Here is a 16585-nt window from a genome sequence, read left to right on the forward strand (position 1 = left end):
AATAATGAGTTCAGGGGAGAGTCATCGGTAACCTGGGACTTTCGATCTCCAGGCTCTGCCGGGTTTGTCCATGTACTAACTCGATCCGCCGTTCGCTCACGCGCTCGACCAGCCAACCATTGGGAAGAGATTGCCCTTCTCTCACCGCAAGCGCTTCGTTATTTACTCTGAGCAATGCAACCTTCAGCTCCTGGGCGATCACCACACCGGTGAGTATCACGTTATCCAGTGCAGGCGCGGGCGCCTCAATCAGTTGCGCGGCGTTTGTAGCGTCGGGTTGGCGTTCGAAGTTAAACAGTGGTGCAGACCAAACCTGAAGATATTCTTGCAGAGTCGGTTGGGATCGATAGGTCGTGACTTCAGGCTGATCAGCCATCGTTGGAAACTTCGCAGACACGGTAACGTGAGATCGCCACTCTACTGTCGCCCCCGCACCGTTAAGCATTACGATCCAGAGGACCAGTAATGTGGTTGCAACGCCAGCCAAGGGCAGCAGCGTTCTGTAGATATACAGGCGCTCATTCATGTCCAGCAACCTGCATAGCGCTCAGGAGTCCGCTCACCTGCATTTTCACCGCTAGACGACCCTGCTGATCCTGAGCCTCCGTTGAATTGGGTGCACGTTGAATGCTAAGCGTGTCCACGACTAAATAGGGCTGTTCACTCTCGAGTCTATGGAGGGTACCCGCCAACGACTCGATGCCGCATTCCATATCGACGTTGACCTTGATCTGTAGAAGCTGCCCATTCGGGGTCGCTGTTTGAGGGCTACGACTCAGTACGGTACAAGCGATCCCTGTTGCTGGCTCAAGTGATAGCCGCTCCGAAACCAGTTGCATGAGTTGAGCAGTCGCGACTTCAGGCTCATCTGCTGTTAACAACCCTTCGCTAGGGAGAGGGCGTCGGGTTACCGATTCAAGTTCAGCCTGGATAAATCCACGCTGTGCTTCCAGCGTCGAAAACCGCTGATACGACACCTGCAGAATTTCCGTTTCCTCAGCCATCTGCTGTAGCGGCGCGATGAACCACCAATGCAGGAGTGCCCAATACAAAAAAGTGCCCATCAAGACCACTAGGGCGATCGCGTAGAATCGCTGTGCGCGCCGAGTCTTGTACACGCGTTACACTCCCGCTTTCCGACGATGAGCCACAATATTGAAACGCTCCAGGCCACTTTCACGATCGGGTTGAATTCCGCCCTGAAAGGTTGCTTTCTCAAGGCCTGCACAACGCATAAGCTCAGCGGGTAACAAGTTTGACTGACGGCTCAGCCCGCTGAGAGTGACACTTCCGTCAAGGTGCATCTCTAGTTGCTCTAGCCAGGTATCTGTAGGTACACAGTTGGTAAGCTCATTGAGAAAAGCAACGCTTGTTTGCTTTTGCTTATCTTGCAGAACTAAGGCTTTTTCTATTTCTGTGCGCTCCTGCAACTGCTTGCGCATCCTGTCAACTTCCATTGCTCGAGTCCGAAGCGAAACTACCTGCTCTCGCATCTCAATGAGCTCTTTTTCGCAATTGCCAACCCAGGTCATCATGAGTAACAGGACCAGAAACCCAATGCCCGCACTGAGAGCATATTTGGTATACCGTAAACGCGTCGCCCGAATGTCGCGATGTTGCCTTGGCAGCAGGTCGACCCCATACGGGCGCCCCGTCTCATCCATTGCATCCACACTAACCACTCGCGCCCCCTGTGCTTCGACCGACTGTACCGCCACATCCAGACGGCTGCGCTCAATAAGCACCAGAGATATCTGCAGTAGAGCCTGGTTTTCAGATGCACGGGTCCGTGCATCAAAGTAGATCTGCTCTGCCTTGAAAGGCGTGTATTTATCTAGTTCGAAGGTCAGTACTGACTTGAGATTGCGAGCACTCTGAAGGGGCAACTGCAGTTGGCACAACAAAACTTGATCGGCAGCCAGCAGCAAGACAACCGCTCTATCGGTCTCATGATCCAAGGGGGTTTTTAATGGCCAGTGAACGATCGGAGTTAAATTCCGGTCGCTCAACCGATGGCGCCAGGTGGATGGCACGCATGCCAGGAGTTCATTGAACCACCACTTAAAAAATGCTGGTATAGGCGACCCTTCCCAACGTTCACGCAGGTGATAGCGAAGTGAGCTAAATAACATCATTTCTCCTTTCACAGAGCCGCTCCCAACTGCTGGTTTGTACGCACCGCAACGCTCATCAACGGCCATTGCACTGGTCCATCGGCGTCAAGCTCGACTCGGATAAATTGTGGTAAGCGTTCTGGCCACGGCCATTGCGCCAACCATCCAGTGCTGAAATTTTTTTCATCGAGCCCGCGGTAACTGAAGTGGACCTTACGCAACTTACCCATCAACACTTGAGGGCCTCCCCAAGGCTGCACGCCATCAGATTCGAAAAACTTAATACGCAGCTGTAAATCACCTGTTTCCGTTTTGAACGACTCAAGTTGGTGAATTTTCAACTTGCCACCAACACCCGATGGTACTGGTGCAAAAAACCGTAATCTCTGAGGATCCCCCTCAAACAGATGTTGTGGAGTACGTTTTTCAGGTAAGGCGATAGGTCTTGTTTCTTGCAATGCCTGACGTAAAAATCGTTGAGCCGCTCTCACCTCGTCAAGCCTCACGGCATAGCACTCGGTACCTTGGACGGTTCGATTGGTGGCCAAAAGACTTCCGCTCACTAACATCAACAAAATGCCTAGGAGACTGATCGCCACCATCACTTCAAGGAGGGTGAAGCCGCTCATTCGCCTCACGGATATCGCCCTTGATTCAAGGGCTGAACACGCAACGTACTGAAGCTCTCAATAGTGTCCGCGTGACGTAAAATCAGTTTTAACTGGAACAACTGAACGCCCGATAGCACCTCTCCTTCCGTACACTCAAGCCGCCAGTCAATCCCACTTTGTTGACCAGTGGTGACACCAGGTTCCAGTCGGCCGGAGGCCCTGTCTACGATCAAAGATCGGGCCAATAACCCCATCCGCGTTTTTAACTCGTCCTTCGTGTACAGCTGCATGGACTGCCCCATGCTACTCATGAAAATGCCAAGGGCCACAGCCAATAGGGCTGTCGCTGCCAGTATTTCTATAAGGGTGAAGCCGGACTGGGGGTTATAAGCACGCCTCATTGAACACGCTCGACAAGGCTGACGTTGCCAGTAAGCCAACCCACATCGATACGTGCTTCACGGGACTCATTTTTCAAGCTGAGGTTGCCGCCGCTTGAGCTGCCGTCCGGATAAAAAATCAACGTAACGTCTTTGCCCAGCCCCTCAGCTGTTTCTATTCGTAATTGTGTACCGGCACTCAAACAACGGGGTGGAAACTGCTCGACGCGATAACAGGTGCTATCCAGGTCAAATAGCAGGGACATAGGACGCCCTTCAACTATCGCTTGCGTTCGCGCTTGCCGTAAACTCTGCAACAACTCATTGACGCTCTGGCGCTCGCGCGCATGAGCCAGGCCACGTGTAATCCCCGACGCCAGTAGCATAAACGCAATACTGATCAGTACTAGAACCGCCAACATCTCGAGGAGAGTGAAACCGCTCTGGCGCAATTATTCCCAGCTCCCCAAATCCAGATCCGGCCCCGTTCCACCAGGCCTCCCATCGCGCCCCCGGAACACCAAGTCAAAGCTTCCATGCTCACCCGGGTTTAGGTAATCGAATGCATGACCGAACGGATCAAGTAGGTCACTTTTTTTTGCGTACGGTCCTTGCCAGGACTGAGCATTTGCGGGCTTAACTACCAAATCCTCCAACCTGGCCGGGGCGCTCCCTACATCCATGGCGTAATTTTCGATCTTCATACTCAAGCTGGCCAACTGCGCCTTGCCAGCCCCGTATTTACCCTTGTCGACGCCACCACCGATCTGGCGCACGACAAGAGTCGCAACAATACCTAACAGCACGATGACGGCGAGCATTTCCAGCAGGGTGAAACCTTTATTACGGTTGCTAAAACTTTTCATACGATAGATCTGACGCATTTTGTTTTCTCTTTCCTTAGATATTGCTAGTCAAACTCATCAGCGGCAGCATGATCGCCAACATGACGATGGCAACCAAGAGCGTCATAATCAATGTCAAAACGGGAACCAGCGCGGCCATAAAGCGCTTCAAAGTACTTTGCGTTTCTTTATCATAAATATCAGCCAACTTTAGCAACATCTCGCTCAATTGCCCGGCCTGCTCCCCCACTCGAATCATCTGCACGACCAACTCGGGGAAAACTTTTGTCTGCTCCAAGGCCGTAGACAATGAACAACCTTCTTTAGTCAGAAGGGTTGCTCGCTCCAAAGCACCTTGAATAGCAAGATTGCTAACGACTTGCCGGGTGATGCTCATCCCTGAGAGCAACGAAACTTTTCTTTCCAAAAGCGTGCCCAGAGTCAACGCAAAGCGTGCCGTCTCAATGCCCTGCAGTAACGGTCCCCAAACCTTCATTCGCAGCAGACGTGCATCTAGAGGTAAGCGTCGAATTGGGTCACGCAAGTGCCGGCTGAACCACCACGCACCGATCACCGCCAGCAATGTCAGATAGAGCCCCCACTGCATGAGAAACTCACCCGATACAAGAATTAACTCGGTGAGCAGCGGAAGTGTAATGTTTAGGTCTCTAAAAATTGGCACAAACTGCGGAACAACGTACACCATCAAAAGCGCCAGTGAGCCCACTACACCGACTATTAAGAAAGCCGGATAAATTAAAGCACTGACCAACTCACGGTTTCGGGTTTGAGTTCTTTCCAGGTAATGTGACAACTGCACCAGCGTTTGAGCCAACATACCAGCCGCTTCACCCGCTCGGATCAGGCTAAGATAAAAATTCGAAAACGTACCGTTTTCTTCCTCCATCGCTGCCGACAACAGGCTCCCACCTTTTACCTGTTCCCGTAATCGACTGATCAGTTCGCCAACGGGTCGTTTATCTGATTGGCGTGCCAGGAGTGCCAGAGCACCTTCTAAAGGCTGTCCAGCATCAAGGAGTGTCGCGAGTTGCTGCGTGAATCGAACAATTTCGACACCAGGAATCTGTTTTTTTTGGAAGAGCCCACCTGACAAAAATGTCGTCACTGCGGGACGAATGTCCACGATCAGCAATCCTGCTTCTTGCAATTTGCTGATTGCTTGCTCAATGGTCTTCGCCTGCATTTGACCACGTGTGCTCTGGCCGTCACGATCCAACACCCGGTAGCGAAATAGGGTCATGGCACAACCGCCCCGTCGTCCCGCGTAACTCGCAAGACTTCTTCCAAACTGGTGACACCAGCCAAAGCAAGGCGCAGACCGTCTTCATAGAGAGTGCGCAGACCGCCCCTGCGCGCAGCCTGCTCGACAGTAGTGCTGTCGGCTTTATCCATCAGCAGCGTACGAATCTCGTCGGACATGACCAGCAATTCAGTAATAGCCACACGCCCTTGATACCCACCATTCGATGCGCCCGACCTGGGCCGATACAGCCGGACTGGGCGCTCGTTGGTGTATTGATCAAGTTTGTGCTCAGCGATCACGGCAGCAGGCGCGTCAAAGGCCTCAAGCTGAGCCGGATCAAGCCTGCGCACCAGGCGTTGAGCCAAAACTCCATTGATAGTGGAGGCCAACATGTAACTCTCTACGCCCATATCCAGCAACCTAGCCAGACTGGCACAGGCACTGTTGGTATGTAGGGTCGACAGAACCAAGTGCCCGGTGAGCGCCGACTGAATCGCGATACGGCAAGTTTCCAAATCGCGGATTTCGCCAATCATGATCACATCAGGATCCTGACGAACGATGGAGCGTAGCGCTCCGGCAAAATCCAAACCGATTGCCGGTTTAACCTGCATTTGATTGATCCCCTCGAGTTGATACTCCACGGGGTCTTCAACTGTAATGATCTTGCGTTCGGCCGTATTGAGTCGAGAAATCGCAGCATAAAGGGTTGTAGTTTTGCCTGACCCGGTAGGGCCCGTGACCAACAAGATTCCGTGCGGACGCTGCAGCACCTCGAGAAACCGGTTAAGGCGCTCGCCATCAAACCCCAATTTTGTGAATTCGAACGCTATGGTTTGCCGGTCCAACAGACGCATGACCACCGACTCACCAAAACTGGTTGGCAGAGTCGACACACGCAAATCGAGTTGTCGTCCTTGAACCCTAAAAGCGATTCGACCGTCCTGTGGTAAACGCCGCTCGGCGATGTCCAGCTTGGCCATGATTTTGATGCGGGAAATGACCGCCGCTGCGGAACTGACCGGAGGTGATTCGGACTCTCGCAATAAACCGTCAACGCGATAGCGGACATTCAAACGATTCTCGAAGGGTTCGATATGTACGTCAGAGGCGAACATCTCGACGGCTCGCTGGAGAATCAGGTTCACCAGCTTAATTACCGGCGCCTCAGACGCCAGATCTTTGAGATGATCGATGTCGTCAAGTTGCGCCGTATGATCAAACTGGTCAGTCAACGACCCCATTGCCGTTCGACCCTGCCCATATAGATGCTCGATCAAATGCTCGACCTCGGTTTGCAAGCCCACCAGCGGTCTAACACTCAATCCCGTCGCGTACTCAATGGCCTTGAATGGATAGTCATTCAATGGCCTTGAGCTAACAATTTCTAGAGCGTTGTCCGAGGTGAACCCAACCGGGACCACTGCGTAGTGTTTTAGAAAGCGCAGTGGAAGCGCAGGGAGCCCCTCAGGAATCTCGGTCACAGGCTGCCCACTATATCGCGGCCAACCTAGCGAGCTGGACCATGCAGCAGCAAGGTTCCCTTCTGATACCAGTCCGAGCCGGCTAAGCAGGTCTGGAACAGGAGTTTCGGGCTGGGAACTGCGCAAACGAACCAGGTGCTCTAACCCATCAGCACTTAAGCTTCCTTGCTGGAGCAGACGCTCTATTAGGCTTGCGGTGATATCCATTTCGCCACTGAACTAGGGATTACATGGGTGCTTCCCGAGGAGAAAACACGTTAGAAAACGCGAATGATATCAGTTTGCCCCTAGCTTCACTACCATTCCAAATGTGAATACCTACCTAGCGCTCCTGCCAGCGATAGACGCTATAAAGCATGCTTCCGTCTGCGCTACGGTTGAGCGAAATCGTGGCAACAAGGCCCGCCTTGAAGCCGTTACTCAGTTCAGCAGAAGATTCAATACTGATAACGGAGCCCGCATTGCTCATGACGCCTGGCAAAATCTTGTTTTGCAGTGCTTGAAGCAATGGCTCGGCGGCGAATGCAGCGTCCGGTACCCCCCTGCCGCTCCACAAAGTAACGAGTGGCAGAATTCGCCGGTACAGATCGACATTCATCGATGTGACGTCTAAAAGCTCTTCCAAATGACCTAATGGCTTTCCTTCGATTCGGCGCTGAGACAGCAGTTCTGAAAATGAGGCCGCCTCGTGTTGCGTAGCCCCCATGAATCGAAGCAAGCTGGAAAAGTGATCCAGTTGACAGAAATTCAGATCCAGCTTGCCATGTTCGCTGCGAGCGGAGAATGTCAGGCGAATCCCATCAAGATCGTATCGATGCTCTCTTCCATCGGCGATGAAAGCACCAGGGTCGTTCAGCAAATTTTTTACGGCTAACGCTATGCCGCTTTCAGCGGCGATCAGGGCCTTGCTTCGTTGTAACTCGTTATGGCTTTGGCGGTTCTCAATACGAACGCTCGACAACACACCGGCCATCAATAAACCAAGAACCGCGACAGCCCACAGCACGAGGATCAAGGCTGCTCCCTGTTGCCGATACTCGGCCCTCCTCCCCCCATGATCCAACATGCTTGACGACCTAATGTCTTCCATTATTTTCGGTGAAACAAACAAGCCCTACAACCTTAGGCATTCACAAGTTAAATCTACCCTAAAACACACTTCAGAAGAAACAGAGCTAAGGAGTCATTCGCTAGCCTTATCAGGGAGTGGCGACCATCTCCAGGCACCTAACAGTTTTTCGAGAGAAGAACAACCCGTAGTGGCCGGCAACGGAGTTTTATTGGCTAGCCACACCTTTTTGACCAATACAGCGTAATTTTTAGAAGCGGGTCTTCGTCCTCCGATGAAGATCACAAAAAATTGTGACGGTCTCATGGCCATCTACACCTCCTTCATATCTGCTCTCCAAGCCTCACGGTTACGTTTAACCAGCATAAGCCGCTGCTCGCCGCAAGGACGAGGGCAGCCATAGACGCTTCGAATCGACATTCGAGATAAACACCCACCGACTACTAAAAAGGCCTATTGATTTCCCATGATCACTGGTGGCACATTGCCCTTTCAGCCCTAGGCTGAACCGGAGCCTCAGATCGGCGCGAACATATAACAGTTGATAACATCGCCTCCCCCCAAAAAACATCCTACACCACCAATGGAATGGAGTTACTCTTGATATATCATCTCACCTCCCAACTCAACGTGCTTCTCAAGAAATTTCGATTATTTAAGATTGCCAATCATATCCCTTTAGGTGGAACTTCACCATCAATCAGAGTCAGCCTACTACTGACACTTTTTTATGCTCTGCTTCCCTTTACTGTACAAGCGCGCTCTACTGTTGATACCGACACTCGCCCACTTCGGGTGGATCAAATTGACTATGGAGAAATTGATCGAGTTGACCCTTGGTCAGGAAACCTTGTTCTACGTCATAAAGATCTCTCATTGCCTGGAAATGGTGGTCTCGATATTGAGGTGTGGCGAAACTATGATATGCGTTCCGCCTCAACCGGATTAGCCTCCACCCATTTACTTTCCTACCGATGGGCAGCCCTAGGGCCTGGCTGGTCTTTAAATGTTGCACCACGTATAGTTTTTGATCATCACTATAACATGCAAGGCAACACTCCTATCTACATGGAAAGCGGACTTCTGGAGCTTTGTGCCAACAGAAGAGCATCCAATTGGAACTTCCCCCCACACATGACCACTTTGGAGATGCCGAATGGAGAAACACAAACTTTATATATGCTTGATAATTATAAAGCACAAACAAAAAACGGCTGGAAGGTTGACTGCATATCCAATAACGTAAAGCTCACATCTCCGCAAGGAGTAGTCTATGACATGGGAAACATCACCACTGATCGGCGCATCGGAAAACACGGTATACACAAGGACGATCACTACTATTTGCCAATAGAAATTGATACCATGTTTACCACGCCGTTAAACTCATCAAGCTATATGTCGGCAAAATCCGCAAAAAATCCAGCCGGGAATATACTAACTTATAAGTACATTGATTTCGGCGCCCCGTTCTCTGCACTTTCAACAGCCAGCGTTAATGCCTATCTTACTGTTTACAACACTCCAACATCCGCCGAAATCGAGAAGCCATCAAGGCTATTGTCGAGCATAACCTCCAGCGATGGTAGAAGCGTAAATTTCTCATACGACCCAGCCTCAGGCCGCCTTTTGTCAATGACTGATAATGCAGGTAGAACTTGGACGTACAGTTACCTAACGCCTGACGCGCTTAACTCTCGCACTCTTTCTAAAGTCACAATTCCGACCGGTGCCTCATGGGCTTACAACTATGCTCCTGGAAGTTTTGTCGCCTCCGGCATTAGTTCTCTGCCTAACACAATCCCTTTAGATACAGCTGGAGTAACCAGCCGCAAACTAGTCGGCCTCACCTTCCCGTCAGGAGGCAAGATATCCTATGAGTATGACTTTTATAATTGGAATTCACCGCTCGGCGGCTCAGTAGTTTTCGTGCGAGGGGAGCGTATCAAAAAGCGCACGCTTTCAACAGGAGACACTTGGGCCTATGGGTATACTCGCGGAGGCGCTGGAGCTTACGACACTACTAAGATAACCGGACCGGAGGGCACCACAACTTATAAATATATGGGGCCTGGATTTTCAATTACCACCACCGCCCCGCGCCCAAACTACCAAAACAACGCATGGCGGGTTGGTAGCCTGATGGAGAAAACTTATCCAAACGGCGCCTTAGAGACCTATACCTGGCAGCCTCGACTTGTTGCCAACTCCTACACTCGTATAAACGACTTAGGACACGTCCACGACGCTGCCATTTGGGCGGCAGATTTACAGAAGAGAACTGTGACACGCGGAGGAACCACCTACACAACTACATATTCTAACTATGACATCTATGGCAACCCAGGAATTCGCACAGAAGCAGGCCCCAACGGAGGCAGTCGCACAACGACCCTTAGTTACTTCAACGACCCCGCCAAGTGGATCATCGGTCACCTGAAGAGCGAGGTATCTCCTGGCGTTTCGATGACCCGCACCTTCGACGCCAATGGCAAGGTTCTGACCGAAACACGTGATGGGGTGACTACGAAGTTCAGCTATGACGCTCAAGGCAACATCGCCAGCAAGACTACCCCAGGCGGCAGGGTTTATACCTACTCAAACTACAAAAGGGGCATTGCACAAACCGAAACCCACCCCGAAGGTATTACCCTTACCCGTGTAGTGGACAATGTGGGCAATATTACCTCTGAAACCAACGGTGAAGGTAAAACCACTACTTATACTTATGACGGTCTGAACCGCCAGACGTCGTTTACACCACCGGTGGGCAGCCGCGAAACCATTGCCTATACCCCCACCTCGAAAACCGCTACTCGCGGCGCTTTGGTGGAGAAAACGGTATACGGCCCGTTCGGCCACCCCGCCAGTGTCACATTGGCCGGTGTCACCAGAACTTTCACTTATGACGGCTTGGGCCGAAAAACGTTTGAGTCCAACCCAGGCGTGGCGACCGGTACGCGCTATCAATATGACGCCCTGAATCGCCTGACTCGCCAGACCAATGCCGATGGCACCTTCCAATCTCGCACCTATGGTCCGGCCAATATGTCGGTCGTGGATGAGCGAGGTAAAACCACGACCTACACCTACCGCGCTTACGGTAATCCGGACAAACAGTTGCTGATGGCCATTGCCGCGCCTGAAGCGTCCGCTAACGTGAGTATTGAACGCAGCCCTAACGGTCTTATGACAGCGGTTACACAGGGCGGACGAAAGCGCACTTACGGCTATGACGCCCACAATTACCTGATCAGTGTCACCAACCCAGAAACCGGTATCACCACCTATGGTCGTGATATCGCAGGGAATATGATCACCAAGAAAGTGGGCGCTTCGGGCATCACAAAGTACACCTATGACGCTCTCGATCGCCTTAAGTCAACCGTCTATCCTGGCACCACACCTGCGATCACCAACACCTACAACAAGGACAGTAAACTGCTGACCAGCAATGCCAGCGGCGGTAATCGCAGCTTTGCATACGACGCCGCAGGTAACCTGATCCAGGAAAGTCTGGCATTGGACGGCAAGGTGTTCACTGCTAAATATGCCTACAACGGCAATGATCAGTTGAGCAGCATCACCTACCCGCAGTCCGGTCGTGTGGTGAGCTACACACCCGATGCCCTGGGACGACCCACCACGGTTTCGGGCTACGTTACCAACGTAAAGTATTGGCCGTCCGGGTTGATTCAAAGCGTCACCTACAGCAACGGTACCGTATCTACTTATGGTCAGAATGCGCGCCTGTGGCCGACCAATTTCGTCACCCAAAAAACAGCCACTGCCGGTGTCTACCTCAACAGCAGCTACACCTATGATGGCGTCGGCAACCTGGCCACAATCAAGGACACCGCTGACAGCAGCTTCAACCGCACGCTGGGCTACGACAACATCAACCGCCTGACCAGCGCTGTCGGCTTCTGGGGCCAGGGCAGCATCACCTACGACGGTGGAGGTAATCTCACCAAGCAAACCCTTGGGCAATCCAGTCTCGCCTACGTCTATGACACCAGCAACCGTCTCAGCAGTGTGAGTGGGTTGCGAGCCAGCACCTTCGGCTATGACGCCTATGGCAACGTAAGCAGCAGCCTGGGCAACACCTATACCTACAATGACGTGCCCAACCTCACCTGCATCAACTGCGCTGTTCCTGCGAAAAAGGTGGAATACAGCTATGACGGCCTTAACCACCGCAGTGCCGTGACCAAGGCCAGCGGTAAGGTTTACGAGATGCACGATTCCAATGGCAAACCGTTGATCGAACTGGATGCAGGCGTGCTCACCGAGTACCTCTATCTGGGTGACAAGCGCATCGCCCAGCGGGTCAGCCCATGAGCTGGAAAAAAGGAGAGAGACACATGGATGCTCTGAAGAAGCTGGGCAAGAAACTCGGCGTAGGTCTGCTGGCCCTAATGCTGAACACCGTTACCATCGCCGACACCATCACCTACTTTCACAATGACATTTCGGGCAGCCCGATGGCTGCCACGGATGCCGCTGGCAATCTGCTGTGGAAGGAGAACTACAAGCCTTATGGGGACAAGCTGAATCGCTCGGCGCCCAGCAGCAGTAACAAGATCGGCTACCACGGCAAAGCCTATGACGATGCCACTGGTTTGTCGTACATGGGGGCCCGGTATTACGATCCGGTGCTGGGACGGTTTATGGGGGTGGATGCTGTCGACTTCCAAGAGGATAATCTCCATAGCTTCAATCGCTACACCTATGCGAATAACAACCCGTATAAATACGTTGATCCGGATGGTAATTACGCTTTCCTCATCGCCCCCTTAATAGCTTTATATACAGCTTTGTCGGCGACCGCAATTTTAAATTCAGCCAATAATAGCGGCAATCAAGCGGGGGCTGATAGTTTCAACTCAGGGGGGATCTCTTCAGGCTCAGACATCGGCAACCCCAACACTTGGTCCACCGGACGGGTTCACAACGAGGAGGTAGATACAAAGGATGACTCTGCCATTACTGACGGTCGCATTGATCATGGAAACAAACGCTCCCAAGAAGCTCAAACGGATTCTCATCGTCAAGTGGGGGACAAAAATAGAGTTATTGAAGGAGGCCGACACTATGTTGACAACGATACGGGACACAACGTTCACGTCAAAGGGGATAGAGTGGTAATTACTGACAACAGAGGCAATACTGTGTCGCAATTTAAAAACTCCCGTGCAAATACTAATGGCCGGGTCGCTAGCGGCAAGTGGACCCCATCAGATTAATGGAGATAACATGCTAAAGCCTCATGAAGTATGGAAGACCATAGACTCACACACTCTTGCTATTTATTTTTGCTTTGAAAATTTAAATAGTGGCGAGCATTGCGTTCAAAATGTTGAATTCTTCCGCCAACCTTTAACGCATGAATACCAATTAAACGCTCTAAAAAACACAATGGAGCTTTTTATGGAGGAGAGTCCTTTATCTCGCTGTGAATGGCTGCCATCTCTAGAAGAGGCGATAAAGCTACATGACCTAACCTTTGAAAACTGAATAAAGCAATTAACACACCTCCTCCTTACAGGAGGAGGTGACGCACCTATTACAACAACAACTAAAAGATAGGCGTTCGAGCTACACTGCCTTGCAACTCATACTTTAAGCCGTTAAAACTGCGCTTGCGGGCGCGCTGCCAGTAAACACAATGCTCAACGGCGGCGGTGGAAAATCGGGCGATGATTTTAGCTTTGGGGGCTCTTCAGCTTCGGATTTTGGCAGTCCCGATACTTGGTCCGCTGGGCGGGCCCACAATGAACAGAACACAAATGCTGGAAAAGACAAAAGTGAGGCTGATTCCCCCGTACCTGGGGCTACCCAGGGAGAGGCAACTGGCGGGGGAACAAGGATCTGGAAACACAGCGTCGTCTCAGGCGGTCACTCGTTAAGCATACGGAGTGCTGGGAACGCGCCGAGCGCTTACGGGCGTTCATAAAGAGTGTTGAAGACAGCCTTAAATTTGCCTCTCTAGCAGATCCCGAAATGGCCCAGAGATGGATTGATTGGGCTCACAAGCAGGCTGACCTCTTAGACCCACTCCAGGAGAATCTCGCGCAGATCACCAATTTTGACGTGCAGCTGGAAAGCTGGTTCAGTGGCTTACAGTACGGCCAAGTGGAAAAAGGTTGGTGGTCCGAGTAAGCGCTGAAAAGAGCATTCCGATCCTGCCCGCCTGGCTTAAATTTGTTGATTCGCCCGTCTCCCAGGATATGGTCCCCTACATCTCAACCTGCGTACCAAGCTCTATCACCCGGTTCAACGGCAATTTAAAATACTTCAGATTGCTGTTGGCGTTCTTCAACAGAAACGCGAACAGATTTTCGCGCCATCGAGCCATGCCAATGCGCTTGGTTGGGATCACCGTCTCGCGGCTGAGAAAGTAAGTGGTCCGCATGGGGCTGAAATCAAGCTCGTTGAGATGGCATTCTCTCAATGCCAGCGGCACGTCAGGTTCTTCCATGAAACCAAAATGGAGGCTGACGCGGAAGAACCCTTCTCCATGGGCCTCGACCTCAAAGCGTCGGCCAGCGGCCACCCGGGGGCTGTCTTCAGACACCACGGTTAGCAACACCACCTGTTCATGAAGCACTTGGTTATGCAGCAGGTTGTGCAAGAGCGCGTGCGGAACGGCATCGGCCCGCGCGGTGAGGAAAACGGCGGTACCTTGCACCCGATGGGGTGGCTGCGTACGAACGCTGGCAATAAACAAAGGCAGAGGGAGCGCAGTCTCATCCAGCCGCTCGACGATGATCTTACGGCCCCGCTTCCAGGTCGTCATCAAGATGAACAGACCGATGCCGGCAATCACTGGGAACGCGCCACCTTGAAAGATCTTCGGCGCGTTCGCGGCAAAATACAGGCTGTCTACCAGCAAGAAACCTAGCAGCAACGGAATGGCCAGCCAGCGTGGTATTTTCCAAAGCAGGAGCACGACCGCCGATGCCAAAATCGTCGTAATCAGCATCGTACCGGTGACTGCAACACCATAAGCGGCAGCCAGAGCACTGGACGACTCGAAGCCGATGACCAGCAACACCACACCGACCATGAGTGCCCAGTTGACCGTGCCGATGTAGATTTGCCCCTGTTCATGGCTGGACGTGTGCTGGATGAACATGCGCGGGACATACCCTAGCTGGATAGCCTGCCGCGTCAGGGAAAAAGCACCGGAGATCACGGCCTGGGAGGCGATGATGGTCGCCAGCGTCGACAACGCGACCATGGGCAGCAATGCCCAGCCCGGTGCCAGCAGATAAAAAGGATTACGAACGGCCTCGGGGTTTTCCAGGATCAGGGCACCCTGGCCAAAATAGTTGAGCGCCAACCCCGGCAGCACCAACATGAACCATGCACGAGAGATCGGCCGGCGACCGAAGTGGCCCATGTCCGCATAAAGCGCCTCCGCACCGGTCAAGGCCAGTACGACTGCGCCCAGGATCGCCACGCCGACACCTGGGTGAACAACGAAGAAGCGTATTGCCCAGACCGGGTTCAGCGCCTGGAGCACTTCAGGTCGCTGCACGATACCGTAGACCCCAAGGACACCCAACACGACAAACCACAACACCATCACCGGCCCGAATAGGGTGCCGATCCGCGCCGTGCCGTGTTTCTGTATCAGGAACAGCGCCACCAACACGATGACGGACAGCGGCACCACCCACTTCTCTACGCCATCAAAGGCAAGCTGGAGCCCTTCAACCGCCGAAAGCACTGAAATAGCCGGGGTAATCATGCTGTCCCCGTAGAACAGGGCCGCGCCAAACAGGCCTAGCAGCACCAGTATCCTGCTCATGTTCGGATAAGGTGCCGACGCGCGACGGGCCAGGGCCGTCAACGCCATGATGCCGCCTTCCCCCTGGTTGTCGGCCCTCAGAATGAACAGCACGTATTTGATCGAGACAACCCAGACCAGCGACCAGAAAATCAGCGACAGGATACCCAGCACCCCGTCGTGATTCGCTTGGATACCGTAGTGACCGGAAAACACCTCTTTCAGCGTATAGAGAGGACTGGTGCCGATATCGCCATAGACCACGCCGACGGCGGCAATGACCAAGCCGACGCCGGATGTTCTGGAGGGTGAGTTTTCGTGTGCAAGGGTCGCCGTTTCACTCACGGGGGGCTTCTCTCTGACGGCGGGAGTAAGTACATGGCTTCCGTGGGACTTATCATCGCAAGATGAATAAGGGCCAGGGCGCCAGAAACGCGCTTAGTATCCCGGCGGCGGGGAACAGCCTCCGTAAAAAAAACGTAAAATTCGCGCTGCTCGGTCTTACTCAAAACTGCCCAGGCGCTGTCCTCTCCCCTCACTGCCCCCCAGGGTTGTTTACGATTTCACGACGGTACGGCGTATCGATCCGTTCAGCGATCTGCCTGCCCTCATCGCGAGCGCGGTCACCTGTTTGCCCACTCAAGCTGGTTTAGTGCGGGATAGCATCAACAGTAAAGGATATAAAGCGTTCCAGGACTGAAGGTTTGGACGGGAGGCTTCCACCAGCCCAGTCGGCCAATCCGTACGTGACCGTAAACGAGCTTAGTAATCCGTGATCAACTTGGCGGAAATCGTTCTCCAAGCCGAAGCTTGGAGACAAGGTTCAGCTCTAGGGAAAGCAAATAATTGGGTACGCATTAGCATTGATGGTCAACCAGCGAAATGGCTTCGGCCAAAGACCTTTGCAGCGGACCTAATTGCTACGCAGCTTCCAACCGAAAGCTGCGCAACCTCCTAGTAGCCCTACAACTGAACATGGTCACGCATAAACCTTGTTCTTCCAGAACACCTGATAGGGCCAAG

The 16585-nt window shown here is 52.6% G+C and carries 14 protein-coding genes; 3 read left to right on the top strand and 11 right to left on the bottom strand.

What is annotated here, in order from left to right; all coding sequences use genetic code 11:
• Nucleotides 1-10: 10 nt before the first annotated feature.
• The 10 genes from J3P85_RS16830 to J3P85_RS16875 form a co-directional block, all read right to left on the bottom strand.
• On the bottom strand, nt 11-526 hold the full coding sequence (locus J3P85_RS16830; RefSeq protein WP_434702531.1) for a type II secretion system protein N: 516 nt from the start codon (nt 524-526) through the stop codon (nt 11-13).
• Entirely contained in the window at nt 519-1118 is a 600-nt protein-coding gene (gene gspM / locus J3P85_RS16835; protein ID WP_434702532.1) for a type II secretion system protein GspM, read from the bottom strand. Before gspM ends, J3P85_RS16830 begins: the two co-directional genes overlap by 8 nt.
• 3 nt (nt 1119-1121) lie before the next feature.
• Entirely contained in the window at nt 1122-2201 is a 1080-nt protein-coding gene (locus J3P85_RS16840) for a PilN domain-containing protein (protein ID WP_434702533.1), read from the bottom strand.
• Complete coding sequence (locus J3P85_RS16845) at nt 2144-2743, bottom strand: prepilin-type N-terminal cleavage/methylation domain-containing protein (protein ID WP_434702534.1); 600 nt, start codon at nt 2741-2743, stop codon at nt 2144-2146. Before J3P85_RS16845 ends, J3P85_RS16840 begins: the two co-directional genes overlap by 58 nt.
• Nucleotides 2744-2748: 5 nt before the next feature.
• Nucleotides 2749-3126 (bottom strand): prepilin-type N-terminal cleavage/methylation domain-containing protein, encoded by a 378-nt coding sequence (locus J3P85_RS16850; protein WP_434702535.1) that lies wholly within the window; start codon nt 3124-3126, stop codon nt 2749-2751.
• Nucleotides 3123-3557, bottom strand: coding sequence for a GspH/FimT family pseudopilin (locus tag J3P85_RS16855; protein WP_434702536.1), 435 nt, complete (start codon nt 3555-3557; stop codon nt 3123-3125). Before J3P85_RS16855 ends, J3P85_RS16850 begins: the two co-directional genes overlap by 4 nt.
• The gene (gene gspG / locus J3P85_RS16860; protein ID WP_434702537.1) at nt 3558-3989 is read right to left on the bottom strand and encodes a type II secretion system major pseudopilin GspG; all 432 of its coding nucleotides are present in this window, start codon (nt 3987-3989) and stop codon (nt 3558-3560) included.
• A 16-nt stretch (nt 3990-4005) separates the two neighbouring features.
• Nucleotides 4006-5211 carry a type II secretion system F family protein gene (locus J3P85_RS16865; RefSeq protein ID WP_434702538.1) on the bottom strand — a complete coding sequence of 402 codons (1206 nt, stop codon included), beginning with the start codon at nt 5209-5211 and terminating at the stop codon, nt 4006-4008.
• Nucleotides 5208-6905: a type II secretion system ATPase GspE gene (gene gspE / locus J3P85_RS16870; protein ID WP_434702539.1), complete on the bottom strand. Its 1698-nt coding sequence runs from the start codon at nt 6903-6905 to the stop codon at nt 5208-5210. The genes J3P85_RS16865 and gspE overlap by 4 nt, the downstream gene beginning before the upstream one ends.
• Before the next feature lie 115 nt (nt 6906-7020).
• Nucleotides 7021-7704: a type II secretion system protein GspK gene (locus J3P85_RS16875; protein WP_434706394.1), complete on the bottom strand. Its 684-nt coding sequence runs from the start codon at nt 7702-7704 to the stop codon at nt 7021-7023.
• A 663-nt stretch (nt 7705-8367) separates the two neighbouring features.
• Here J3P85_RS16875 and J3P85_RS16880 point away from each other — a divergent pair.
• Genes J3P85_RS16880 through J3P85_RS16890 form a run of 3 tightly spaced genes read left to right on the top strand, consistent with a single transcriptional unit; the run spans nt 8368 to nt 13284 of the window.
• Nucleotides 8368-12108 carry a hypothetical protein gene (locus J3P85_RS16880; protein ID WP_434702540.1) on the top strand — a complete coding sequence of 1247 codons (3741 nt, stop codon included), beginning with the start codon at nt 8368-8370 and terminating at the stop codon, nt 12106-12108.
• A gap of 23 nt (nt 12109-12131) precedes the next feature.
• Nucleotides 12132-13013 (top strand): RHS repeat-associated core domain-containing protein, encoded by an 882-nt coding sequence (locus tag J3P85_RS16885; RefSeq protein WP_434702541.1) that lies wholly within the window; start codon nt 12132-12134, stop codon nt 13011-13013.
• A 10-nt stretch (nt 13014-13023) separates the two neighbouring features.
• The gene (locus J3P85_RS16890) at nt 13024-13284 is read left to right on the top strand and encodes a hypothetical protein (protein WP_434702543.1); all 261 of its coding nucleotides are present in this window, start codon (nt 13024-13026) and stop codon (nt 13282-13284) included.
• A gap of 721 nt (nt 13285-14005) precedes the next feature.
• On the opposite strand, the gene J3P85_RS16895 is transcribed toward J3P85_RS16890, so the two are convergent.
• Nucleotides 14006-15907: a potassium transporter Kup gene (locus tag J3P85_RS16895; protein ID WP_434702544.1), complete on the bottom strand. Its 1902-nt coding sequence runs from the start codon at nt 15905-15907 to the stop codon at nt 14006-14008.
• Nucleotides 15908-16585: the final 678 nt, after the last annotated feature.

It is taken from the genome of Pseudomonas sp. Z1-12 (assembly GCF_051132015.1).
GTDB classification, from domain to species: Bacteria; Pseudomonadota; Gammaproteobacteria; order Pseudomonadales; family Pseudomonadaceae; genus Aquipseudomonas; species Aquipseudomonas zanjanensis.

What these genes read in the sequence shown, in the direction of transcription:
- J3P85_RS16850 (WP_434702535.1), bottom strand. Translation starts at nt 3,126, where the DNA reads ATGAGGCGTGCTTATAACCCCCAGTCCGGCTTCACCCTTATAGAAATA.
- J3P85_RS16830 (WP_434702531.1), bottom strand. Translation starts at nt 526, where the DNA reads ATGAATGAGCGCCTGTATATCTACAGAACGCTGCTGCCCTTGGCTGGC.
- J3P85_RS16840 (WP_434702533.1), bottom strand. Translation starts at nt 2,201, where the DNA reads ATGGCCGTTGATGAGCGTTGCGGTGCGTACAAACCAGCAGTTGGGAGC.
- J3P85_RS16845 (WP_434702534.1), bottom strand. Translation starts at nt 2,743, where the DNA reads ATGAGCGGCTTCACCCTCCTTGAAGTGATGGTGGCGATCAGTCTCCTA.
- J3P85_RS16865 (WP_434702538.1), bottom strand. Translation starts at nt 5,211, where the DNA reads ATGACCCTATTTCGCTACCGGGTGTTGGATCGTGACGGCCAGAGCACA.
- gspE (WP_434702539.1), bottom strand. Translation starts at nt 6,905, where the DNA reads ATGGATATCACCGCAAGCCTAATAGAGCGTCTGCTCCAGCAAGGAAGC.
- J3P85_RS16885 (WP_434702541.1), top strand. Translation starts at nt 12,132, where the DNA reads ATGGATGCTCTGAAGAAGCTGGGCAAGAAACTCGGCGTAGGTCTGCTG.
- J3P85_RS16890 (WP_434702543.1), top strand. Translation starts at nt 13,024, where the DNA reads ATGCTAAAGCCTCATGAAGTATGGAAGACCATAGACTCACACACTCTT.
- gspG (WP_434702537.1), bottom strand. Translation starts at nt 3,989, where the DNA reads ATGCGTCAGATCTATCGTATGAAAAGTTTTAGCAACCGTAATAAAGGT.